The organism is Streptomyces goshikiensis (genome assembly GCF_014650555.1).
In the GTDB taxonomy this organism is placed as follows: Bacteria; Actinomycetota; Actinomycetes; order Streptomycetales; family Streptomycetaceae; genus Streptomyces; species Streptomyces goshikiensis.
Genome location: NZ_BMVE01000019.1, coordinates 14,766 through 36,085 on the forward strand (window position 1 = coordinate 14,766; position 21,320 = coordinate 36,085).

18 protein-coding genes and 1 pseudogene are annotated in these 21,320 nt (G+C 68.8%); 3 read left to right on the plus strand and 16 right to left on the minus strand.

Annotation, left to right across the window (positions count from 1 at the left end):
• Nucleotides 1-647 precede the first annotated feature (647 nt).
• The 4 genes and pseudogenes from IE248_RS34055 to IE248_RS34070 all read right to left on the minus strand — a co-directional run.
• Nucleotides 648-1,100 (minus strand): annotated as a pseudogene (locus IE248_RS34055) (DUF2637 domain-containing protein); the annotation flags it as partial.
• On the minus strand, nt 1,097-1,813 hold the full coding sequence (locus IE248_RS34060) for a WhiB family transcriptional regulator (RefSeq protein WP_190032709.1): 717 nt from the start codon (nt 1,811-1,813) through the stop codon (nt 1,097-1,099). The gene IE248_RS34060 and the pseudogene IE248_RS34055, both read right to left, overlap by 4 nt.
• A gap of 150 nt (nt 1,814-1,963) precedes the next feature.
• Nucleotides 1,964-2,719, minus strand: a complete 756-nt coding sequence (locus tag IE248_RS34065) for an ATP-binding protein (RefSeq protein WP_229895727.1) — start codon at nt 2,717-2,719, stop codon at nt 1,964-1,966.
• Nucleotides 2,716-3,795, minus strand: coding sequence for a hypothetical protein (locus tag IE248_RS34070; RefSeq protein ID WP_190032711.1), 1,080 nt, complete (start codon nt 3,793-3,795; stop codon nt 2,716-2,718). Before IE248_RS34070 ends, IE248_RS34065 begins: the two co-directional genes overlap by 4 nt.
• A gap of 557 nt (nt 3,796-4,352) precedes the next feature.
• Between IE248_RS34070 and IE248_RS34075 the strand changes: the two genes are divergently transcribed.
• A complete protein-coding gene (locus tag IE248_RS34075; protein ID WP_190032712.1) occupies nt 4,353-5,207 on the plus strand; it encodes a helix-turn-helix domain-containing protein in 855 nt (284 codons plus the stop codon).
• Between the two features lie 37 nt (nt 5,208-5,244).
• Here IE248_RS34075 and IE248_RS34080 read toward each other — a convergent pair whose 3' ends face one another.
• From IE248_RS34080 to IE248_RS34090, 3 genes are read right to left on the minus strand one after another with little or no spacing between them, the layout of a single operon-like run.
• Complete coding sequence (locus IE248_RS34080; protein ID WP_190032713.1) at nt 5,245-6,420, minus strand: amidohydrolase family protein; 1,176 nt, start codon at nt 6,418-6,420, stop codon at nt 5,245-5,247.
• A 25-nt stretch (nt 6,421-6,445) separates the two neighbouring features.
• Nucleotides 6,446-7,555, minus strand: coding sequence for an MAB_1171c family putative transporter (locus IE248_RS34085; RefSeq protein WP_190032714.1), 1,110 nt, complete (start codon nt 7,553-7,555; stop codon nt 6,446-6,448).
• Nucleotides 7,555-7,890, minus strand: coding sequence for a hypothetical protein (locus IE248_RS34090; RefSeq protein ID WP_229895728.1), 336 nt, complete (start codon nt 7,888-7,890; stop codon nt 7,555-7,557). The genes IE248_RS34085 and IE248_RS34090 overlap by 1 nt, the downstream gene beginning before the upstream one ends.
• 911 nt (nt 7,891-8,801) lie before the next feature.
• Here IE248_RS34090 and IE248_RS34095 point away from each other — a divergent pair.
• Complete coding sequence (locus tag IE248_RS34095) at nt 8,802-9,221, plus strand: pyridoxamine 5'-phosphate oxidase family protein (RefSeq protein WP_190032715.1); 420 nt, start codon at nt 8,802-8,804, stop codon at nt 9,219-9,221.
• Between the two features lie 996 nt (nt 9,222-10,217).
• Here the strand turns inward: IE248_RS34095 and IE248_RS34100 are convergent.
• Nucleotides 10,218-11,003 (minus strand): class I SAM-dependent methyltransferase, encoded by a 786-nt coding sequence (locus tag IE248_RS34100; protein ID WP_190032716.1) that lies wholly within the window; start codon nt 11,001-11,003, stop codon nt 10,218-10,220.
• Between the two features lie 168 nt (nt 11,004-11,171).
• On the opposite strand from IE248_RS34100, the gene gltX reads away from it, so the two are divergent.
• Nucleotides 11,172-12,563, plus strand: a complete 1,392-nt coding sequence (gene gltX / locus IE248_RS34105) for a glutamate--tRNA ligase (protein WP_229895738.1) — start codon at nt 11,172-11,174, stop codon at nt 12,561-12,563.
• Here gltX and IE248_RS34110 read toward each other — a convergent pair.
• From IE248_RS34110 to IE248_RS34145, 8 genes are read right to left on the minus strand one after another with little or no spacing between them, the layout of a single operon-like run.
• The gene (locus IE248_RS34110) at nt 12,556-13,467 is read right to left on the minus strand and encodes a glycosyltransferase (protein ID WP_229895729.1); all 912 of its coding nucleotides are present in this window, start codon (nt 13,465-13,467) and stop codon (nt 12,556-12,558) included. The two genes, gltX and IE248_RS34110, sit on opposite strands and share 8 nt — an antisense overlap.
• Entirely contained in the window at nt 13,457-14,149 is a 693-nt protein-coding gene (locus IE248_RS34115; RefSeq protein ID WP_190032719.1) for an HD domain-containing protein, read from the minus strand. Before IE248_RS34115 ends, IE248_RS34110 begins: the two co-directional genes overlap by 11 nt.
• Nucleotides 14,146-15,867: a carbamoyltransferase C-terminal domain-containing protein gene (locus IE248_RS34120; RefSeq protein WP_190032720.1), complete on the minus strand. Its 1,722-nt coding sequence runs from the start codon at nt 15,865-15,867 to the stop codon at nt 14,146-14,148. Before IE248_RS34120 ends, IE248_RS34115 begins: the two co-directional genes overlap by 4 nt.
• Nucleotides 15,867-16,664 carry a radical SAM protein gene (locus IE248_RS34125; RefSeq protein ID WP_190032721.1) on the minus strand — a complete coding sequence of 266 codons (798 nt, stop codon included), beginning with the start codon at nt 16,662-16,664 and terminating at the stop codon, nt 15,867-15,869. Before IE248_RS34125 ends, IE248_RS34120 begins: the two co-directional genes overlap by 1 nt.
• Nucleotides 16,661-17,782: a hypothetical protein gene (locus IE248_RS34130; protein ID WP_190032722.1), complete on the minus strand. Its 1,122-nt coding sequence runs from the start codon at nt 17,780-17,782 to the stop codon at nt 16,661-16,663. The genes IE248_RS34125 and IE248_RS34130 overlap by 4 nt, the downstream gene beginning before the upstream one ends.
• Nucleotides 17,779-18,891, minus strand: a complete 1,113-nt coding sequence (locus tag IE248_RS34135; protein ID WP_190032723.1) for a radical SAM protein — start codon at nt 18,889-18,891, stop codon at nt 17,779-17,781. The genes IE248_RS34130 and IE248_RS34135 overlap by 4 nt, the downstream gene beginning before the upstream one ends.
• On the minus strand, nt 18,891-19,886 hold the full coding sequence (locus IE248_RS34140) for a D-2-hydroxyacid dehydrogenase (protein ID WP_190032724.1): 996 nt from the start codon (nt 19,884-19,886) through the stop codon (nt 18,891-18,893). Before IE248_RS34140 ends, IE248_RS34135 begins: the two co-directional genes overlap by 1 nt.
• A complete protein-coding gene (locus IE248_RS34145; RefSeq protein WP_190032725.1) occupies nt 19,883-21,181 on the minus strand; it encodes a glycosyltransferase family 4 protein in 1,299 nt (432 codons plus the stop codon). Before IE248_RS34145 ends, IE248_RS34140 begins: the two co-directional genes overlap by 4 nt.
• Between the last annotated feature and the right edge of the window lie 139 nt (nt 21,182-21,320).

Below are 21,320 nucleotides of genomic sequence, written 5' to 3' on the forward strand. Positions count from 1 at the left end.
TCCTGGTCCCCGTCCGGGGCGGGGTGGGGACGGGGACCGTCCGGTTCGGTCCCGGGGACCGTCCCTTCACGGTCCCCGGTCCCCGAGACCGAGGAAGGACGGTCGTGGCGCGGACGGTCCCCACCGATGCCGTTGCTCCGCACCATTGCGGGCGCGTGTCCCGGTCGGTCCCCGCCTGCTGCCTTGGTGTTGGGGACCAGGTCGGGGACCATACGGAGATCGTTGCCGGTCCCCGCAGAGATCGCGGTCCCGGGACGGTCTCCGTGCTGGGGACCGTGGGTCCCCTCGGGACGGTCCCCGGGCGGGACGGGGACCGTGGGGGGACCGGGGTTCGGTGTGGGGACCGTGTCGGTCCGGTCCCCGTTGTGGTGGCCCCCGGCCCCCAGGTCGGGGGCGGTCCCCGATGGTCTTAGCGTGTCGGCGTCAGCGGGGACCAACAGGTCGGGGACCGTGTGGGGGCTGTGCCCCTGCTCGGGGACCGTGCTCGTCCGGTCCCCGCCCGCACGTGCCCCCGCATGACGGTCCCCGCCGGTGGGGACCGCGCTCCCGTCGCCGTCCCCTGACTGCGCGGAGGCCTGGTCCCCAGTGGTCGTTTCGACGGCCATCTCGCCTCCGGGGAGGCCCTCCGTGGGGAGCGGAACTTGGCCGGCGGGGGTGGCTACGTGCTGGTGAATCTGGCGCATCAGCACACCGAAAGCCAACAAGGCGGCGGTCGGCGGGACGGCGGCGACCACGTAGTCCAGCACGGGAACTGGGCCGGCGCCGGTCCCGCTGACGCCAGCCACGTTGAGCGCGATCGACCCCACCGATCCGATGGCGGTCAGGGCCACGGCCCACCAGTCGGTGACCTTGCGCAGTCCCGCCCGCAGCATCAGCAGCTCACCGATGACGATGAAGGCATCCAAGGTGCCCGGCCAGGCCCACTGACGCTCGGGCGACTTGGCCAGGCCGTGCTGCCCGGCGACCTCGGCCAGGTGCGCGTACGACAGCCAGAACGCGGCGGCGGTGAGGGCCGCGATCACGGCCCCGGCGGCGCCGAGGGTGAACCGCTCGGCGGACTTGGTGCTCTTCGCGGCCCTAGGGTCCGCGCCGGTGCTCATACTGCCTTCCGGAGGCTGTCGATCAGTGCCTGGGTCTGCACATGACGAGCCACCGGCTTCGGCTTCTGGAGCACGACCTTGCCCCGCCTGTCCTTGCGGGGAAGGCTGCGGTTGCGTTCGGGGCCGTCACCGTCGTGGACCTGGCCGGAGCGCGGGGGCTGGTGCCCGTCGAGGATGGCCTGCCGGGCGGTCTCTGCCGGATTGGGGTCCGAGGCGAGGTTGTGGTTATCGCGGTTCTCGATGGCTCGGGCCTCCACCCGGAGCAGGTCGCGGGCCCACTCGACGCCGATTTGGAGTGTGTGGGCGAGTCGGTTCGGGCTCCAGCCCCGGGCGCTCGCGTAGCGGGTGAGGGTTCTGCGCTCCAGCCGGCTCAGCTGGACGTCCCGGCCTTCAAGGGCCGCCTTCACCCGGCTGTAGTCCAGCCGGTTCTCGACTTGGTCGTGCCAGGTCAGGCGCTCGGCCTCGCTCAGGCCGCCCCAGACGCCCTCCTTGACTTCGTTGTCCAAGGCGTAGTTGAAGCATTCGCGGCGGACCGGACACCAGCTGCAGATCTCCTTCGCCTCCGCGATGGCGTAGTCGTCGTTGGGCGTGTGGAAGAACAGCTCGTCTGCGGTGGAGGGGTCGACTCCGTTGCAGGCGGCTCGGGAGTGCCAGCTGATATCCGCGACCCCGTGGAGGGTGGTGGGCGGGGTGTTGGTGGTGATGTAGCGCATGGGGATGATCTCCGGGTACGCCTGATGGGCCGGCGGGCGGGCAGCGCAGCACACCGGCAGTGAAGCGGTGTAGGTGCAGCTCGGCGGCGAGGCAGGGCAGGGGGAGCGGTTGCGGCACCGCGCCGAAGTGGGAGGGGTGGGGAAGGTCGGTCAGGCGCGCTGGAAGCGGCGGTCCGGGCCGTCGAACTCGACAGATGTGCACATCCCGGACAGGCGGGAGAGGATCCTGTCACCGACCTTGTCGCGCAGCACAAGCTGACGTCGGTCCATGCTCTCGGTGCGTACGGGCGGCAAGTTGCTGGTGATGATGGTCGGGAGCTGGTTCTCCGCCCGCCAGTTCAGCAGCCGGAAGTTGATCTCCTCGTTCCACTCGCTGGACTTGGGGGCGCCGAGGTCGTCCAAGAGAAGCAGGGGCGCGCGCACGATCCGCCGGAGCATGAACTCCAGGTCCACACCGGGGCGCGGGCGGGTCTGGGCGTAAAGGTCGGCGGCGGTGATCGCCTGCCAGTCGACCCCGCACCCAGCGGCGGTCAGGGCCCGGATGGCCCCGTACGCCTCGTGGGTCTTTCCGGTCCCGGTGTTGCCCCAGAGCAGCAGTGAGGGGCCGTGGGCGATCCGTCGGCGGCCGCTTGAGCCCCACTGGGCATGGCGGTCCTCGGCGTTCGGGGAGACCGCAGCGTCCCTGATGGTCCGCACCCAGGCAGCGACCGCCGGGTGCTGGGGGACCGCGTTGCGGTAGGCGTACGGGATCCGCCGCTGGGCGGCCTCCAGGGCCGGGATCGGCTCCGGGGTGTCCGGCACGGTGGCAGCCGGGTCGACGCCCCGGGCGACGAGCTGGGCCTGCAGGCGGTTGCGCAGACGGTCGGAGACGGCGGGCTGCGGGTCGGCGAGGCGGGTGCGGGTCACAGGCTGCCTCCGAAGGTGGTCGGCTCGGATGCGGCCGGGTTGAAGTAGGGCGAGTAGGCGGATCCGGTGCTGGCCCATGGCCCCGCGCCGGAGGCGGAGGACGGCGGAGAGCTTGCCTGTGGCGAGGCGTTGACAACCTGGTTCACCAGGCTGGGCAGGACGCTCGGATGCAGGCCCTTGTCCCGCAGCAGTCCCATGGCGACTCGGATGTCGCTGGGCGCGAAGTCCTCGTCGAGGAGCATCTTGATCTTCCGGCCCAGCAGCCCGCGTGTATCGCTCGGAGGCTTCTGCCCACAGCCCTTTACGTACTCGGCCACCAGATCCTTGGCGGACACCTTCTCCGAGGCGCTGCGAGATGCTGGCGCCTGGCGCCCCGTAGGTACAGATCCAGGATCCAAGATCCTAGATCCAGACGACGAGCCCTCGCGTATTCGTGTCGAGGCCTCATCGAATTCCTCCTGACCTGCGGTTTCTCCGGGCAGGTCGGAAACCGGCTCCTGAAGGGCCTTCGACGCGGATCGAGGGGCCGTACCGATGCCGACGGCTGCGGGGTCCGGATGGGCCGCAGAGGCAGAATCGGGCGAAACCGGCTGATCTAGTACTCGACGAGTGTTCGTCGAATCCTGCGAGGCGCCACGGGTAAGCCTGGCCGTGGCCGGCGCCGAGGAGGTGGCGGGCAAGGAGGGGGTGGGGCAGGCCGTGCTGCCGCACTCGCTGCACAGGCGCTGCGCCTGGTGCACGGGGCACCGCGGCATGCGCGAAGCGGAGGGTCGGTCGATCTTCTGGTGCTTCTCCCACTTCACGACGTGCAAGTAGTCCTTGTCGTCGCACCCGGTGTAGCGGCAGATGATGCCGGTGGCGGCCAGCTGGTCGAGGTCCCTGGCCACATGGGCCGGAGTGTGCTCGATACGCAGCGGCCACACGAGCCCGGCGATGATCGCCGGGTGCCCAAGGAACCGCCCGCTGTCATCGGCCTGTGTGAGCAGCCCCTGGAAGGTCACCATCGCGGTGACATCGCATGCAGCGAGGTCCTCCGACCAGAACATCTCGGGCTTGATCGTGCGGATGCGGGCCATCAGGCGACACCCCCCTGACTGCGGGTTGCGGGGTCGGCCTTATGCTCCGCTCTTTCGCGCGGGGCGGTTGCCATGCGACACTCTCCTCTGGTGTGACCCGCCGTACCGGGGTGCCCGTGAGAAGGTCCGGTTCGGCGATGTTGGGTGGCTGTCCGCTCATTCGTGGGCGGTCGTGCTGCCAGAAGCGTCCGGCGCCTGAGAGTTCCCGCTCTCGGGCGCCGTCGCTGTTTTCTGGCTCAGCCAGTCCGTAAGGTCCATCTGCTGCGCATCCAGCCCCCCTCCGAGTCTTCCGCCGGGCCTAGTGACCGGCAGGCGATGACGAACATATGCACACCGTGCTGGAATACCTAGACATCGCTCTGGAACTCCTCACAGGTCGCGACACGCACCCTGACCAGCTCAGATCCCTCGGGTGGCAAGACTGTCACGGGGCTACACGACCTTGCTGGCGGCTGGTTTCGTTCGTCGAGTCGAAGTTATCTGCGTTCGGCGAACCGCGCAAGTGGCTAAAATCAGGTTTCCTGAATACAGTGAACCCAAGACGGAGGAGGAGGGGCATGCCGGCACGTATCTTCGATGGACAGCTTGTGCGCGAGCTCCGTCGCTCCGCCGAGCTGACGCAGGAGGCCGTGGCCACCGTCGTGGGAGTCCACGCGAGCAGCGTGACTGCGTGGGAGAAGGGCAGCAGTCACCCGGATCTGGAGCGGCTTCCCGCTCTCGCCCGCGCGCTTGGGCATCCCCTTGATGACCTGTTCCCCCGGCGTGGTCTTCCCACTCTGGCGGACCTGCGGGCCGACGCCGGGTTCTTCCAGAACGAGGTCCCGGGACTCCTGGGCACCAAATCCGCCGGGCCGGTGGCGAACGCGGAGCGGGCCAAGCGGCGGCTCTCGGGCGTCTATGTCGAGCCGCTGGCCAAGGCGTACGGCGTGAGCGTCGAGCAGCTGCTGGCAGCACAGGAAAGGTCATTTGGGATCGAGGTTCCGGAGCCTCACCCCGAGGTGCCCACGAGCCTCGCCGACAAGATGCGGTATCTCCTGGAGAACCCGGACGGCGACAGCGTGCCGCCCTCGGATGCGGAGATCGCCCGTGCGGTGAATGCTTACGTCGGCGCCCAGGTGATCTCCGCGGCTGGTGTCGCGGACCTGCGGAAGGGCGAGGTAACCGAAGCGTCTCCGCCGGTGCTGGAGGGGCTGTCGGCTGCCTTCGGTGTCAGCGCCCTCTTCTTTCGCAGCCGCGACGTGGTCAAGAGGCAGGTCGCCGAGGGGCTGACTTTGCTCGCGAATGTGCAGGCCGGGAAGATCCGCGGGCTGAAGGGCAGGCAGATAGGGCCCGAGGGGTTGCCCACCGAGGTCATGGCCCTGATCAACAACATGGTTGCGGAGATCGAAGAGCGGGGCCTGCCCACCGCCTGACGGCGCCGGGCGAAGCCCCGCTTGGTCGCTTCGGTGTCTATGCGGCCTGGTGCTGGCGGCCGTTGGTGAAGACAGCGCGTACGGCGCTCAGGGCGGACAGGTCTTCGAGCGGGTTGCCGTCGACCAGGAGCAGGTCGGCGCTGTGGCCGGGGGCGATACGGCCTATCTGGTCGCCTACGCCGAGGGCTGCTGCTGCTTCAGTGGTGGCCATGGCCAGGATCCGGTCGCGCGAGACCCCGAGGTGTTCGTAGAAGCTGAGGGCGCCGACGATCCCGTCGAACCCGGCGCGCTGGACACCGGCATCGGTGCCGGCGATGAGGCGGGCTCCGGACTCGGTCATCCGCTGCACGAGCGCGAACATGGCGGCGGCCTTCTCCTCGCCGAAGAAGCGGGGCAGCATCCGCCAGTGCGGACTGACCGCCGGGCAGACGTAGATGCCCTTCTCGACGATCTGCGTCAGGACGTCCTCGCGGAGGTCGAAGCCGTCCTCGGTCATCCAGGTGCAGTGCTCGATGGTATCGACCCCGGCGGTCACCGCGTCGGTGATGGCGTCGGTGCCGTGCGCGTGCGCGGCCACCTTCAGGCCGGCCTGGTGAGCCTCCTCGACGACGACGGCGAGCTCCTCCGCGCCGAACTGGCTCTTCCAGCTGGGTGCTCCGCCCTTGGTGAGGCCGCCGCCGCCGGCCATGACCTTGATGACCTTGGCACCGTCGGTCGTGTTGCGGCGTACGAGGGTGCGTGCCTCGTCGGCGTTGGAGACCTCGCCTCCGAGGAACCAGCAGTGTCCGCCGGGCGGCGTGACGGGGGCCCCGGCTCCGATGATGCGTGGGCCCGTCGCGGCACCGGCGGTGATCTCCCGGGCGAGGCGCAGCCCGAGGCCTCCTCGGTCGCCGAGGTCGCGGACTGTGGTCACACCGGTGGCCAGCAGCTGGTCGGCGCGCTTACGCATCCCCTCCAACAGGTCCTCGTCGCTGGCTTCCTGCATGGTTGCCACGGGGTCGGCGCCGGCGTCGAAGACGAGGTGGACGTGGGCGTCGATCAGGCCGGGCAGCAGGGTCGAGTCCGGGAAGCCCTGGCGGGTTTCGCCGCTGCTTGTCTGGGCTTCGATGTCGGGGCGCGGGCCGACGGCCGCGATGATGCCGTCCCGTACGAGTACGGCACCGTCGGTTAGGTCGGCGTTTCCGGTGAGGACGCGACCAGCTGTGATCAGCATCAGGGCTCTCTTTCGTGAAGGTTGGTCAGGCGGCGCGGAGGGCGTCGGAGAGGGCAATCAGATGGGCGGCGTCAGCGCTCGCGCTGTCGATCTTGGGTACAGCCAGGGGAATGACCGGCTGAGCCTCCTCGGGTGCATGCACGTCGGAAGCGGCTGCCGAGCGGAGCCGGTTGGCCAAGACGGCCGTGTCCATGGACAGCAGCTCCTCCGTGGTCAGGTCGCCCATGAGCGGGCTGATGCGGACCAGGCCGTCCCGACACTCGACCACGCGGCGGTGGTAGAGGTGGTGCACGCCACGCACACCCCAGGTTTCGAGCACGGTCGGCTGAGAAGCGAGGACGGTCTCGGGGAACCGGTCGGACAGCAGAACCCAGAGTGGTTCGAGGCGGAGGTATCCGCAGCGGTGCTGCCGCCACACCCGCAGAGCGGACAGGCGGCTACGGGCGCCGGAGTAGGAGACGCCGACGACGAAGAGGAGAATGGACAGGACCAGCAACATCGCGACGGCGGACATCAGGCCCTTCGACACGGTGCCGCCCTGCCACCGGGTTGCCACGAAGACCGCCCGGACCGCACAAGCCGCGGCCATGGCCAGTAGCCCGACCGCTGTGATCCAGAGACCGGTGGAGTGCGGGCGCGGCGAAAGCCGGGCGTAGCGGACCGTCCAGATGCCGGCAGCACCCAGCGTGTAGGTCAGGTAAAGGCCGGCGACGCCGTAGAACGCGGCGAGCTGCGTGATCGTCATATCCGCCGACGAGAAGGACCCGGCGAACACATCGTGCGGCACCGTCGTGGCCGAGACGACCAGAACGGCTGCGACGAAGAGAACGAGGATGGCCTCGCGACGCGCGCGTCGCGTACTCGTTGCCCGGTCGGCAGATGAAAAGAGGTAGAAGCACATCAGGAAGTACACCGTGCCGAGCAGCAGGATGTTCTGCACGAGCTTGGCCGTGCCGTGGCCGGCAACCGTGTCCACGCCGCTGGCCCCGCCCGGCATGGCCATCGGATACGACAGGGCCGCACACACGAGGCACAAGGTGACGGAGCGGAGGGCGCCGTCCCGGGGCGCCTTCGTGAGCTGGTAGACCTTCCACGCCACGGCAGCAGCCAGGACGAGGAGGAACAGGACCGTCATCACAGCCACCCCTGCCGGTCGCCCAGGGCCAGATTCACGCTACGCACGGCCGGATCGGCGGCCGGCGGAGGTCCTGCCCGCTCCAGGACGGACGCCCACTCCATGATGATTGTGGCGGCCTTCTCCACCTGACACTCCTCCTTGTCGAGGTACGAGCATCGCTGTCCGCCCTCCGTTCCAACTCCCGACGCGAAGTTTGCCCGCCCGGGGCCATGCGGGCCGTCGGCCTTCAGATGACACAGCTCGTGCAGGATGATGTGGTCTTGGTGGAGCCGGGTCGTGCGCTCCTGGACGAAGATGACGTCGGCGTCCGGAAGATCGAGCCAGAACCCCACGGGCCCCGGCATCGGTAGCGGCGCGCGGCGAATCAGGATGCGCCGATCGCGCTGGATCTCAAGTGCGAGCCGGAGCTCGTCGATGCGCAGAGGGGGTTGGACGCCCAGTTCCTGGAGCTCTAGGCGGATACGCCTACGAAGCTGCCGGTCGGCTATGCGTGCCGCCCGCGCTGCAGGGGTGAAGGCTCCCGGTCGGCGGAGCGGCCAAGGGCGTGCCCGGCGCTCGGTGTTGCTGTGGGGACCCGTGTCCCCGATTCGCCACCACATAGGTCCCTCGTCAGCCTGCGGCCATCCGGCACGCCCTGCGGGAGATGACGGACGACCATCGGCGAAATCGTTCGTGTGTTCGATATGCGAGACGGATGCCAGAGCGCTGGAGATACGGCTCGGTTTGTTCTGCTGTCCGGCGGGTGGGGCTCGCCACCCATCAAGCGGTGCCCCTGCACCCCGCGAGTCGTCGCTACCCGGCGACTCCGCTGGGCTCATGCTCGGGGCAGGCGCCCCCGCATGGCCTGGCCGGCGGAAGGGTCGCGAAGGGAATCCCTGCTGAACCCCTAATTCCGCCTGCTTGATCGAACCGTACGCCATCCCCGGAGTGGGTTGATCACGGGCATTGGACGGGCCGATGGGGCGCGAAAAGCTGTTCAAGATCGAAAATGCCTTAGCGATCAACGACTTTCGTGGCATGCATTGCCATGAACCCCGTCTGACCTGCCGCTATCCGCTTACGTGGTTGACAGGTTCGCGGAAAATGCTCGCCGGTAGATCTGTTATGAATCCGAAATAAACCACCCGTGGGGCATGCTGCCGGAGTGGTGCGATTCGGGCATATCGGAACCATTCTTAATGATCTTGATTTGCGTGACATAGGTCGCATTCAGGTGAATGTCGAAGTGAATTAGCCTGACGTCATGGCTACCGCGATCACAGAAACCGAAGCCTTCGCGAGCTTCTGGTCCGAATACCACTTGGCTACGCTGACTACGTTGCGTCCCGACGGAACTCCGCATGTGGTGCCAGTTGGCGTGACTTACGACCATGAGGCGGGCGTCGCGCGTGTCATCACGCGAAAAAGCAGCGTAAAGATCGCCAACATCCTTGCGGCCCTCCCGGGCGGCGCGCGAGTCGCGATATCGCAGGTGGCGGGCCCAAGGTGGTTGACCATCGAGGGTGTGGCAGAGGTTCGAACCGCAGGCGATGAAATCTCAAACGCTGTCGATCGCTATGCGGATCGCTATGGTCGCCGCCCCGCCCCAGACCCTGAGCGCGTACTGGTCGAGATAACACCTGTGCGTGCCATGGGTGTGTTGGAGGTCCCATCCCGTCCGTGAAGTTGCCTGGACTCTCTCTTCGGGCGAAGGCCGCATGCCTAAATTCCCATACGGATTCCGCAACTCTCCTGCCGGGCGCTGGGTTTCAGAGCTCATGGTGCGGTGTGATCCGTAGCGGCAGTCGGTGAATCCCCAGGCTTCTGGGACCACTTGGTCGTGCAATCGGTTCATCGCTGATGGGGTCCTGGATGGGGTATCCCTTCCCGGGCAGGGCGCGTGCGTGGGAACCGTCGCGTGTGAACTCGTGTTGAAGGGCGATTAGGAGAGGTCCTGGCTCGCCATCAAGGTCACTCATCGGCAGGTTGTCGAGTGCACCGGACGCCGAGCAGGGTTCCTGCTGGTCCTCTCAAGCGCATTCCCAATGACGGATGTTCTGTCAAGGCCCGGTGATGCGATCCCTGTGGCGTGCCCCGGTGTGGCAGACCCAGGCCTGTTTACTTGATACCCCGCCCTGGTGTCCTGGGCATGGAAGGTGCCGGGTTTGGTATCTGAGGCTCGCATCGACATGTGTGCCGTCCCGCCTGCCCGGATCAGGGCGGGTGCGACGGTCGGTCCGCGCACGCCACGTAACGGGAGCACCCTGTGGCCTTCCTCGCCGTCATCCTCGAACCCCGCGACTACGACGGCCTGTCCGACCTCTCCAAGAGGGCGGTGATCCGGTGCCAGCGGCGGAGGGATCCGGGGCTGTGGAGTCTGGCCCGGCTTGCTGAGCAACCCGGGTACCTGTCGCCGTGGTCCGGCAAGCAGTCGCGCAGGGCGACCATCCGATCCTTGACCGAACCTTCCTGGGTGTCTCTTGGGCCGCTGGGCCAGCATCTCGGCCAGGGTGGACGCCCATGTCCGGCTGGGCACAACCAACGAGATGATCGGGATGTCCCTGCCCCCGGTTTACCTGGCCACCGCTGGCCGTTGCTGACTGGGGCAATGTCTGGAGCGGGATATGCCGCGGCTGCAGCCGGTGCAGGAGAAGGTGGCACACGCAGCGCTGCGATCCGTCTATGCCCTGACGCGACGGACAGCGATCATGCACTCGACCTGACGGGCGTCGCGAAATACGCCTGAGGTATCCAATCCGGCGAGTGCCGTGCGGAGGTCTGCCGTAAAGGCGTCCTGGCGTGCCCCCAGTACGGCTGGGCTCGTGTAGGAGAGGGAGAGCTGGAATCCGATCAGCTCCTCCAGGGTGAACTGCACAGGCTGGTCGAGCAGGACGGTGTAAACGCTGCCGAACGCCGACGCGCCCATCTGGTCGCGCAGGGCCCCGGCTCGGCCTACGGACACTCCTTGCGGGTTCCGGTAGTCCGCGCCGAGGTGTGAGGCTGCAACGTCCTCGATGACGGGCAGCCACGGTGGAGGCTCGGAGGCGGAGACAGTGGAGACGAACACGACTCCTCCTTGGGGAAGGATCAGCCGGTCGAGATCCGCGAGAAGTCTGCGGAGGTCCATGCGGTTGAACGACTTGCCCAGGGTGGCCACGCTGATCGGCGGGAGCCCCAGCGTCGGCAGCTCGGCGGCGTCCGCGACCTGCCAGGCGACGTTGGCCGTTCTGCTCGCGGCAGCGAGTCGGATGCCCTCGGCCAGCATGGCCGGCTCCGAGTCCACCGCGTGTACCACGGCTGCGAACGGAGCGAGGGGGATGGCGATTGTCCCTGGCCCGCAGCCGAGATCCAGCACGTGCTGCGTTCCATCAAGGAAGAAGCGGTCTCGGAGCAGGGTGAAAAGAGCGTCGGGGTAGGGCGGACGAAAACGCGCGTAGTACGGGGCGGCGCTGGCGAATGAGGTCACGCAGCTCTCTACATCGGGCCTCACCAGCGATGATGCCTACCGGGTCGGCGCGGCGCGTGTTCCATCCAGTAGGAGGACATGAATTCGGCGTTTCTGACGGTCTGTCGAGGCGGCTAGGCTTGGTGGATGAACCCGATCCGCGTTCGTTTCGCCCCTTCGCCCACAGGCATGTTCCACGTCGGCGGAGCCCGCTCCGCGTTGTTCAACTGGGTCATCGCTCGACAGCAGGAGGGCATTTTCGTCCTGCGGATCGAGGACACCGACGAGGCCCGGAACCGCCCCGAGTGGGTGGAGGGCATCATCAGCGCGCTGGCCGCGATCGGCATCAGCACCTCCGATCGCGCGTTCGAAGGCCCCTACTTCCAGTCGGCGAACGCCGAGGCACAGCGCGCGGCCGCGCTGCGCCTGCACGGCGAGGGGAAGGCGTACTACTGCGACTGCACCCGCGAGGAACTCGTCGCCCGTACGGGGTCCCAGCACCTGGGCTATGACGGGCACTGCCGACGGCGGGGTCTGGAGCATGCTGAGGGCCGGGCGCTTCGGTTCGAGACCCCTGACGAGGGCGCGACAGTCGTCGATGACGTGGTGCGGGGCCACACGGAGTTCCCGAACAGCGCGCTGGAGGACTTCGTGATCGCCCGCGGGAACGGGAGCCCGGTCTTCATCCTCGCGAACGCGGTGGACGACATCCGGGAGGGCATTACCCACGTCGTCCGGGGAGAGGAGCACCTGTCGAACACCCCGAAGCAGCAGCTGCTGTGGGAGGCGCTTGGAACTCCGCCGCCGGTCTGGGCCCATCTGCCCGTGATTGTCAACGAGAAGCGGCAGAAGCTGTCGAAGCGACGCGACAAGGTGGCCTTGGAGGACTACCTTGCCGAGGGCTATCTTCCAGAGGCCCTCGTGAACTACCTGATGCTCCTGGGCTGGGGCCCCTCCGACGATGTGGAAGTGCGGCCCTTCGCCGAGCTGGAGAAGTTGTTCCGGCTGGAGGATGTGAACAAGGCGTCCGCGTTCTTCGACGTCAAGAAGCTGTCGTCGTTCAACGGGGATTACGTGCGGGCGCTTTCCGAGGAGGACTTCGCCCTCGCCTGCCAGCCGTGGCTCTCGGGCGATGTCGCTCCGTGGGATCCGGACGCTTTCGACGAGAGCGTCTGGAAGATGGTCGCGCCCTACGCGCAGACTCGCATCACAGTGCTGTCGGAGATCACGAACTACGTGGACTGGCTGTTCCTCGATGTCCCGGCCCGCGACGAGGCGTCCTGGGCCAAGGCGATGAAGCCGGGCGCCGACGCCGTCGTTGCCGCTGCCCGGGAGCGGTGGGCGGCTCTGGAGACTTGGACGGCCGAAGGCCTGCACACGAGTCTGGAGGAGGTCGCCACCGGTCTGGGCCTGAAGCTCGGCAAGGCACAGGCGCCGGTACGGGTGGCGGTCACCGGTCGCACGGTCGGGCTTCCGCTGTTCGAGTCCGTCGAGATCCTCGGTCGGGAACGGACGCTGGCCCGCCTCGACGCCGTGAAGGCGGCGCTGGCGGACCAGGTGTCGGCTGACGTGGTCAGGTGATCTTGTTCAGAAGGGTGTTCCAGGCGTCGGCGAAGTAGTTGGTGTCGAACTGGGCCAGGGCTGCTGCCGCGGCCCTGGCCTCTTCCGGCGGTGTGGTGGCGCGCTCACGTACCTGCTGCGCCAGCCGCGGGATGTCCGGGGCGGGTTGTCCGGACAGGGCTGCCAGGTCTCTGAGGCCGGCGACGGGTTCGATGAGGCAGGGCATTCCGACAAGGACCGCCTCGGCGGCACACCTGCTCCAGCCTTCATGCATGCGCGGTACGAAGACGCCGACGTCGCAGGCCCGCAGGAGCCGAAGGTACCGGTCGCGGGGCAGGTTGAGATGGGTGCCGGTGAACCCGATCGTGTTGTTGCCGGTGGCGATGACCCGCAGCTGCGGTGCTTCGGCGAGCTCGCACGCCACGCGCTCGGTGCCCTTCCAGTGGACGGCCTTCCCGGCGTAGACCGCGACTGTCCCGGGCGTGATGCCGAACTCGTCTCTGCACGCGTCCCGGTCCAGACCCTGGGCGTGGTTCATCTCGTCAAGGTCGAACGCGTTGTAGATGACATGGACGTTGTCCACCCCGCGCCTCTGGAGGAAGTCGGCCCAGTAGGGGGCGACGCACACCACGGCCGCGCACTCCGGCAGGACCGCGAACAGCTGCTGCCACAGCACGGCCTCCAGGGGCGCCGAGTCGTGTTGAAGCGGCTCGTAGTGGTGGAGGATGAAGACGGTCCTGGCCCGCATCGCGGGGCTGAACAGCAACAGGCTCAGGTCGTCCCACACGAAGCATGCCCCAGGGCGGTCCAGCGTCCGTAGGACGGGGGTGAGCTGTTGGAGGTGCCTGATCTTGCGCCACCGCCGTACGGGGTCGACGCGCTTGTGATCGGGCACCGTGTGCCAGCGGACGTGCTCAGCCGTCACACTGTGGACCATGCGGAGGTAGACCCTGCCGCCGGTCCGTCCGATCGGCTCCATGGAGTACACGGCCTTCGCCACAGCGTTCCTCCTGCTGGTAGCGGTCGTACTCGGAGAGCAGCAGCGCATGGGCTGCCGCGAGGTGGGGGTCGAGCCCCCGACGTGCCTCGGCGAGCGGAAGGTGGAACTCGGCCAGGTCGGCGACGAACCGTGCCCGGCGCCCGGTGTCAGGGGAGTTCGCGAGGTCCCGCAGGTTGTGGATGCGGTCGGCCAGCCGGATCGTGAGGGAGACCGGCGGCATCTGCTCGGTCTTACGGTGCCACGCCTCCTTGTCGCCGGGCTGTTTGGGCCTGTCGGCGAGCCGGTGGTCGGGCGTGATCGCGGCGAGGCGGGAGGTGAACTTGTCGCCGAGCTGGCTGCTGATCGTCTCGGCGGCGCCGGGATCGATCTCCAGTGCGTCGTGGAGGAGGCCGGTCATCAGCGCAGTGGGGCAGGTGATGCCGAGCTCGTCGCGCAGGATCGCCACGACGGCCACGGGGTGGTGGATGTAGGGGGTGCCCTGGTCACGGGTGTGATCGCCGTAGACGGCGAGGGCGACGGCCACGCAGATGGTGGCCGTCTTCTGCTGGTCCGGGTTCCAGGCGTTGGCGCCGAGGGAGTCCCAGACCATGAGGGCGGTCCGGGTCATGCCGACCGTTCCAGGGCGGGCTCGCTGGGGGCGAGGGAGTCCGAGATCAGCAGGGTCGTGCCGACGGCGAGGGCGTCGAGGCCGAGTACGGCGGCGGAATGGGCGGCCTGGGCGGCGGTGCGGAGGATGGGTGTCCCCTTGAGGTTGAAGCTGGTGTTCAGCAGCATCGGCACTCCTGTCCGCTGGTGGAAGGCCTGGAGGAGGGGCTCCAGGCCGGTGTGGCCCGTGTGCACGATCTGGGCCCGTGCCGTTCCGTCGTGGTGGACGATCGCCGGTACCTCTGCGGCGCGGTCGCTTCGGACGGGGGTCACGCGGTTCATGAACGGGTCGCCGTTGCCGGTGAACCAGGAGGGTGCGTGCGTGGCCAGGACGGCGGGCGCGAACGGGCGGTAGCCGGCGCGCTGCTTGATCCGGTTCAGCCGGTCGCGGGTCTCGGCGCGCCCAGGGTGGGCCAGGATGGAACGGTGTCCGAGTGCGCGGGGCCCGAACTCCATCGGGCCCTGCACCCAGCCGAGGATTCGGCCTTCCGAGAGCAGCCCGGCCACGGCGGGCGTGAACTGCCGGTCGAGGTTGGGCAGCATGTGCCAGCCCTCGGGCAGGTCGCCGTGCGACACCTCTCCCGGCAGCGGCCCCCATCCGGCGTCCGTGGGCGCGGGCAGGGGGTCGTGGCCTAGATGGTGGTGCCATCCGTACAGCGCGGCCCCGACCGCGGTCCCGGCGTCGTGCGGTGCGGGGGCGATGAACACCTCGTCGAAGCCGGCCGCTTCGGCGAGGCGGCCGTTGAGATGAGAGTTCAGGGCGCACCCGCCGGAGAAGACGAGGGCGCGTGCTCCGGTCAGCTGCCGCAGATGACGGGCGATGTGCACGACGGCAGCCGCGAAGGCCTCCTGCACGCTGGCGGCCAGGTCGGCGCGCTCGGCAAGCGGGACTGTCCCGGCGCTTTCCTGCGTCCAGGTCCGGCTGCCCAGGGGCAGGGGCGTGCGGGTGTCAGCCGATCCGTAGGGGGCGGTGATCCGGATCGTGCCGTCGTCACCGTGGCGGATCAGCTCGCCGATGGAGTGCCGGTAGCGGGCCGGATCCCCGTACGCGGCCAGCGCCATCATGCTTCCCTCCGCCTCGTCCCCCGGAGGGATCACGCGGTGGGCCATGTTCCGGTAAAAGTGCCCGAGGGAGTGGTGGATGCGCTCGATGCCCCCCGGGCCGGGGGTCAGGTCGGGCATTGCCTGATGAACGCGTTCGATGTGGCCGGGCCGTAGGTCGAACCCGGTCACCCTCTCCCTGCCGGTGCCGAATTCGAGGCCCAGCGAGGAGCCGCCGGCATCGATGACCAGCCCGGCCGCGTGATCAAGGCCGGAGATCAGATACCCGGAGAGGACGTGCGCGGTGTGGTGGGACATCAGCCTCAGGCGGCGTCCGAGCGGGTCCGGCAGCAGGGCGGCGAGCTCCTGGTGCTCGGTGGCCAGCCACTCGCCGCCGGAAGGAGTCGGGCGCATGCCGGCGGCCCAGACGCTGTCAACCTGGTGAGGGTCGATACCCGCGGCGTTCAGACACCAGTCCAGCGAGGCGGCGGGCAGGGTGAGAAGCCCCTTGTGTCGGCCGTGCGGGCGGTGGTGCTTGAGGCCGGACCAGCGTTCCTCCTCGGCGGCGTAAAGACGGCCGTCGACGAGTAGCGCTGCGGACGTGTCGTGGTGGAAGTTCAGGCCCAGGGCGACGGCCATCAGGCACCTCGGGGGAGCGGGGGCACAACGGCGTGCCCGGAATCGGTGTACTCGTGACACTTGAGGCAGAACCGGTAGTGGGCTGCCCGGCTGGCGAACACCCGCTGCGCGAAGTCGGTGTCCCAGACGCTGAACTCGCTGTCTTCCTTGGCCATCGCGTTGAAGCAGCGGTAGCAGGAGCCATCGGTCTCGATCATGAGGTGCTGATCGAGGTAGCGGGCGCACAGGCCGCCGAGCGGATTGTCGGGCTGACCCACATCGATGTGGTGGACGTGGTTGGTGACGTGGATTGCCCCGGTGGACGCGCACAGGGCGGCGACCTGGGCCAGACGCTCGCTGCTGATGCCTTCGAGGACGCTGTTGAGAACCACGGTCTTGCCTGCGGCGCGAAGGGCCGGCACGACGAACTGGACTTCGTCGTAGTTTCCGTGCTCGTCGTCGCAGCCGATGAGGACCTGGTCATACAGCTCGCAGGTCACGTCGAGGAGCCGCTGGTTGCGGGCGAGCGTGATGGCGTTGGTGCCCAGCACCATCACGGCCTCGGGCAGCCGGGCGCGGGCCAGCCGGGACAGCGCGGGGAAGTCGCGGTGCACGGTCGGCTCGCCGCCGTTGATGTGCAGTTGCCGGAACGGGATGCCCTGGAGCCGGTCCAGGACCTTGGCGAACACCTCCAGGCTCATGTTCTCGCCGTTGGCGCCGTCGGCGAAGATGCAGAAGCCGCACGACCTGTTGCACTTCGTGGTGATCTTCACCTTCGCGGTCTTCAGGATCCGCGGGGGTGGGAGCGTGCTGGTCACGTTCGTGATCTCCCACTCTCCTGGTAGGGGCCGGTCAGGAAGGCTTCGACGGCCGGTCCGGCCGCAGTCCATCGCTCCAGGAGCGCCCGGAGAACCTGGGGGGTGGTGTGCGCTCCTGCGGGGGGCAGGAGCGCGGCCATCGCCGCGGCCGACCGGCGCTCCTCCACTGGGCCTCCCCGGGCCAGCTGCTCCAGCACCAGAACGGCGGAACGCAGCTCCTTCGCCTCCCGGGCGATCAGATAGCCGGTGGCGACGCCGGCCGGGGGGTCTAGGTAGTAGAGCCATCGTGCGGGCTTCGCCCGCAGCATGCCCGCGGTCATGGTCCACGCGCGTGCCCGCCAGGCGTCGTCTGCTGGCGGTATGCCGCCGGAAGCGCTGCTGGTGTGCCGCAGTGCGGCGTCCACGGCGATACGGGCGAGTCGCAGTAGTTCGTGCAGCGCGACGCCGCCGTCGGCGTTCTCCGGGCCAGCATGCGCGGCAAACCGTTCCGCGTGGGGGCCGGTGGCGCCAGGTCGCCACAGGGTCAGGGCGTCGAGCTTCCCCGGAAAGCGGCTGCGCGTGGCCAGGCAGGCGGCGGCGAACCAGCAGGGGGCGACGTAGTGCCAGGCCACGCAGTGCCGCCGGTATCCGGCGATGTCGTGGTGCACGTTGTCGATGGCGTCGGCGGTCAGCCGGTAGCGGCCTCCGACCCTGCCCTCCAGGAGAGAGCGGTAGAAGCGGGCGTCGGAGGCAGTCCAGGGTTCGTCCACGGCGTGCTTTCGCCACATCTGTAGCGTCTCCTGCTCGCCGTGGGTCAGCGTCCAGGTGGCGACCTCCGCCGGCTGCACGAGGGCGGAGTCGAGTTCCGCCCTGGTGAAGACGAAGCCGGGAGGATGTTCCAGCACCCGGGCGTAGGTGGAATCTGCCTCCACCGAAGCGTGGTGCGCCGCCGCGAGACGCTCGTCGACCCCGCTCCACGATGTCGGAGCGGTGTCGAGGATGAGCCGCAGGTCGAGGTCCGAGTACGGGGCGATGAGGTCCGGGCGCCCCCACTTGTGGACGATGCCCACCCGACCGATGCCGGCGCGCGCGAGCTCCGCCCGGTAGAGCCTTCCCGTCTCCTCGTACAGGCTGCTCACTGGTCCGCCCCGTGCGTGGCCTGCCGCACCGCGCAGCCGCCGTCGTCCCCGGTGCCGATGACCGGCAGGAAGACTGGTGCCCCCTGGGGCCGTTCCATCCGGTCCCACCGAAGGTCGTAGTCGACGTAGTGGAACCCGCCCCAGGCAGGGTTGCCGTTGCGCTCCAGCATGGCCGTGAACAGGTGGGCGAACGCGGCGTCCAGCGTCCCGGCCTCCACGTGCGGCGGGAGCTGGATGTCCCGGTTGTGCAGGATGCACGGCCGGGCGACCCCGGAAGGGGTGATCTTGATCCGGTTGGCGTCCGAGCACGTCGCGCACGAGGAGTTGGAGATGAACCCGATCGAACCCGCCCAGCCCTCCGGCTGGAGGTAGCGGCCGGGACTGCGCACCCCCAGACCGGCACGGGAGACCTCTCCTGCCCCGGTGAACCAGTCGCTCAGAAGAGCCTGGACCTCCGCTTCGGGGATGAATTCCGCGTCGAACATCTCCTTGGCCGGGCCGATGTTCTGCAGCTCGATCAGCCGCACCGCGACCGGAAGGCTCCGGGCCAGGGAAGCGACCGCGAACGCGTCCTGGACATAGGACCGCATGAGCACACAGTTGATCTTGACTTTGAGCCCCAGGGCGAGGGCTTCGCGCGCGGCGTCGAGCGTCACCTGCGGGTCCCCGCCGCCCATGATCTCCGTGGACCGGCCGGGATCGAGGCTGTGCAGGCTCAGGTTCAGATAGGTCAGGCCCGCTTCCGCGAAGCCCTTGACCGACAGACCCTTGCGGAAGTTGCCGTGGCTGGTCATGCCGATCTGCGCGCCGCCCCCGAGCCCTTGGGCGAGGGAGCCGATCACGCCGAGGACGTCCTTGCGCAGGGTCGGCTCCCCGCCGCTGCAGTGGGCTTTTCGCACCCCCCAGCGGCCTGCGGTCCGGGCGATCTGCGCATACTGCGGGACGGAGAGAGTCTTGTCCTTGTGTCCGTAGTCCGGCATGCAGCGCGGCTTGCAGAACACGCAGTCCCGGTCGCAGATCGAGTTCAGGGTGAACGTCAAGTACGGGTGATTGCGGCCGGATAGCCTGAACCGGTCGAGGAGGTCGTGGTGCTCGGCGGCGAGCGCCATCAGCTGGGTCCTTCCGTCGGGATGAGATGGACGGCTTCGGCCGTGCCCCGCAGGGGGAGGCCGGCCAGGTAGCTGTGCATGTTGTCGGCGAAGAACCGCACCGCGCAGTCCATGTAGCTGTGCGAGAACACGCCAGTTTTCGGTGTGAGCAGGACCCGGGGGTGCTTCCGGAGCGGGTGGCGCCGGGGAAGCGGCCTGGGGTCGGTGACATCAAGGCCGGCCCCGCGCAGGCGTCCGCTGTCCAGGGCGGCAAGCAGCGCGGCATGGTCGACCGTGGCGCCCCGTCCGAGGTTGACGAACACAGAGCCCGCCTTGAAGGAGGCAAAGGAGGACGCGTCGAACAAGTGGGCCGTCTCGGCTGTGGCGGGGAGCAGGTTGACCACCACGTCGGCAACGGGCAGCGCGTGCCTCCAGCGGGTGGCCGGCACCCAGTCGATTCCCGCACGAGGTCCCGTGGGCAGGGTCCGGCGGACACCGATGACGTTCATGCCGAACGTCCGGCCCATGGCGGCGAGGTGGGTGCCGACGCTGCCGCACCCCACGATCAGCATCGTGGCACCGGCAAGATCAAAGAACTCGGCAGCGAGTTCGCCTTTCCACCATCGCCGCGTGCGCTGGAGACGGGAGCTGAGGAGCAGCCCACGGGAGAAGGTGAGGATCATGCCCATGGCGTGCTCGGCCATGGGCTGTCTGTGGAAGCCGTACGAGCGCGTGAGGATGGTCCCGCACCGTGTGACCTCCTCCACCGGCAGGTGGTCGGTGCCTGCCGCCGGGGTGGCGATCCACTTCAGGCGGGGCGCCTGGGGGAGCCAGTGCGGCTCGAACCGCCACCCGAAGTACACCTCCGCGTCGGCAAGGGCTCCGGGCAGTTCGTCATCTGCGACAGCTCGAACATCGAGACCGGGGAACTCCGAGCGGAGCCGGGCGAGATGGCTCTCACCCAGGGACCAAAAGCTGTGCGGCGAGTTCAGCGAGATGACCACGGGCCCGATCACCTGGGACCCCCGTCACCAGTCGTGAGCGTCCACGGAGCGCACTGGCCCACCACAGTGCGGATGGTGACCGCGTAGTCGTGATGCCGGGCCACCAGCCGAGCCCCCGCCCGGGCAAGACGCCTCCGCTCGCCGGGCGCCGCCTCCAGGGCCCGCCGCAGGGCAATAGCGAGTTCCTGGGGAGCGTGAGGAGACGCCGAGTACCCGGTCTCGCCGTCCCGCACGGTCTGGGCGAGCCCCCCGGCGGTCGTCGCCACGACAGGCCCGGCCCCGGCCGCGAACGCCTCCAGCGGGATCCGGCCGAAGGGCTCCTCTCGCGAGGGTACGACCACTGCGTGCAGGGACGGGTCGCGCAGCCATCCCCGAGCAGCCGGATCGAACCGGGTCAGCAGCGTGGCGTTGACCCCGAGGGAGCCCACGAGGATCTTCAGGCGCCGCTGGCAGGCGTTCAGCACGCCGGCGGAACTGCCCGCGACCAGTACGAGGTGCGGAACGGCGACCGCGGCATCGGCCAGCAACCGCACCGCGTGCAGAAGATCCTCGAACCCCTTGGACGCCTCGGCTCTGCCCATGGCCAGGATGAAGCCCGCCCTCGCGGCGGGCGGCAGCGGTGGCGCCTTCCGATGCCCGGAGAACTCCTCGCCCATCAGCAGGCCGTTCGGCATGTCGACCACAGCGCATTCCGGCAGCCCGTATTCCTCACACAGGTGCTCCCGCATATGGTCGGAGATCGCCGCGATCCGGCCACCACGGCGGGCCGCGCCAGCCAGGCCGCGACGCTCCCACTCGGCCTGCTCCTGGGACGTCGAGCCTGAGAGCAAGGCGGTGGACCGCGGCACGAGCAGTACGGCCGTGCCCTCGGGGGCGTAGGAGCCCACTGCGAGGAACGGCACGTCGCAGCCGACGAGCAGGCTCCCGGTGCCCAAGTAGGGGACCGCGCGTCGTACCGCCATGTAGCAGAGGGCCTCGCGGTCGACGGGGCCGGTGAGCAGCGAGGCACCGTGGACGGGAAGCACCCGGGCGCCGGCCCGCTGCAGTATTCCCTCCATGTTGGCGGCCCAGCCCGGGTCATAGCCGGGATGGTCCGCGGGCAGGAGGACGGGCACCACCACGAGTCGCCCGTGCGGGACGATCCCGGCGAGCGCGATCAGGAAGGTCCGATTGCTGAACCCGCTACCGGAGACCGCGCCGTACATGCCCTCGTGGACGAGGACCACCACGTGACCGCCCACGGGGTCGGCGACCGGGGTGCACCCGATGTCACGCGAGGCGCGGGTGAGAGGGGCCGAGGCGTTCACGGGTTCCTCCAAGGGGGAGTTGCGGCGGTGGCGGCCGGAGGCAGGTCGGGTAACGCGAGAGCCGTGTGTACGTCGGCCGCGGCTGGGGTGGCTCCGGTCGTCGCCGACCAGGCGGTCAGGGTGAGCCCCAGCAGGTTCG

Excerpts from the sequence above, each read along its gene's own strand:
- IE248_RS34060 (WP_190032709.1), bottom strand. The coding sequence starts at position 1,813 with ATGCGCTACATCACCACCAACACCCCGCCCACCACCCTCCACGGGGTC.
- IE248_RS34070 (WP_190032711.1), bottom strand. The coding sequence starts at position 3,795 with ATGGCCCGCATCCGCACGATCAAGCCCGAGATGTTCTGGTCGGAGGAC.
- IE248_RS34075 (WP_190032712.1), top strand. The coding sequence starts at position 4,353 with ATGCCGGCACGTATCTTCGATGGACAGCTTGTGCGCGAGCTCCGTCGC.
- IE248_RS34080 (WP_190032713.1), bottom strand. The coding sequence starts at position 6,420 with ATGCTGATCACAGCTGGTCGCGTCCTCACCGGAAACGCCGACCTAACC.
- IE248_RS34085 (WP_190032714.1), bottom strand. The coding sequence starts at position 7,555 with ATGACGGTCCTGTTCCTCCTCGTCCTGGCTGCTGCCGTGGCGTGGAAG.
- IE248_RS34095 (WP_190032715.1), top strand. The coding sequence starts at position 8,802 with ATGGCTACCGCGATCACAGAAACCGAAGCCTTCGCGAGCTTCTGGTCC.
- gltX (WP_229895738.1), top strand. The coding sequence starts at position 11,172 with ATGTTCCACGTCGGCGGAGCCCGCTCCGCGTTGTTCAACTGGGTCATC.
- IE248_RS34115 (WP_190032719.1), bottom strand. The coding sequence starts at position 14,149 with ATGACCCGGACCGCCCTCATGGTCTGGGACTCCCTCGGCGCCAACGCC.
- IE248_RS34120 (WP_190032720.1), bottom strand. The coding sequence starts at position 15,867 with ATGGCCGTCGCCCTGGGCCTGAACTTCCACCACGACACGTCCGCAGCG.
- IE248_RS34135 (WP_190032723.1), bottom strand. The coding sequence starts at position 18,891 with ATGGCGCTCGCCGCCGAGCACCACGACCTCCTCGACCGGTTCAGGCTA.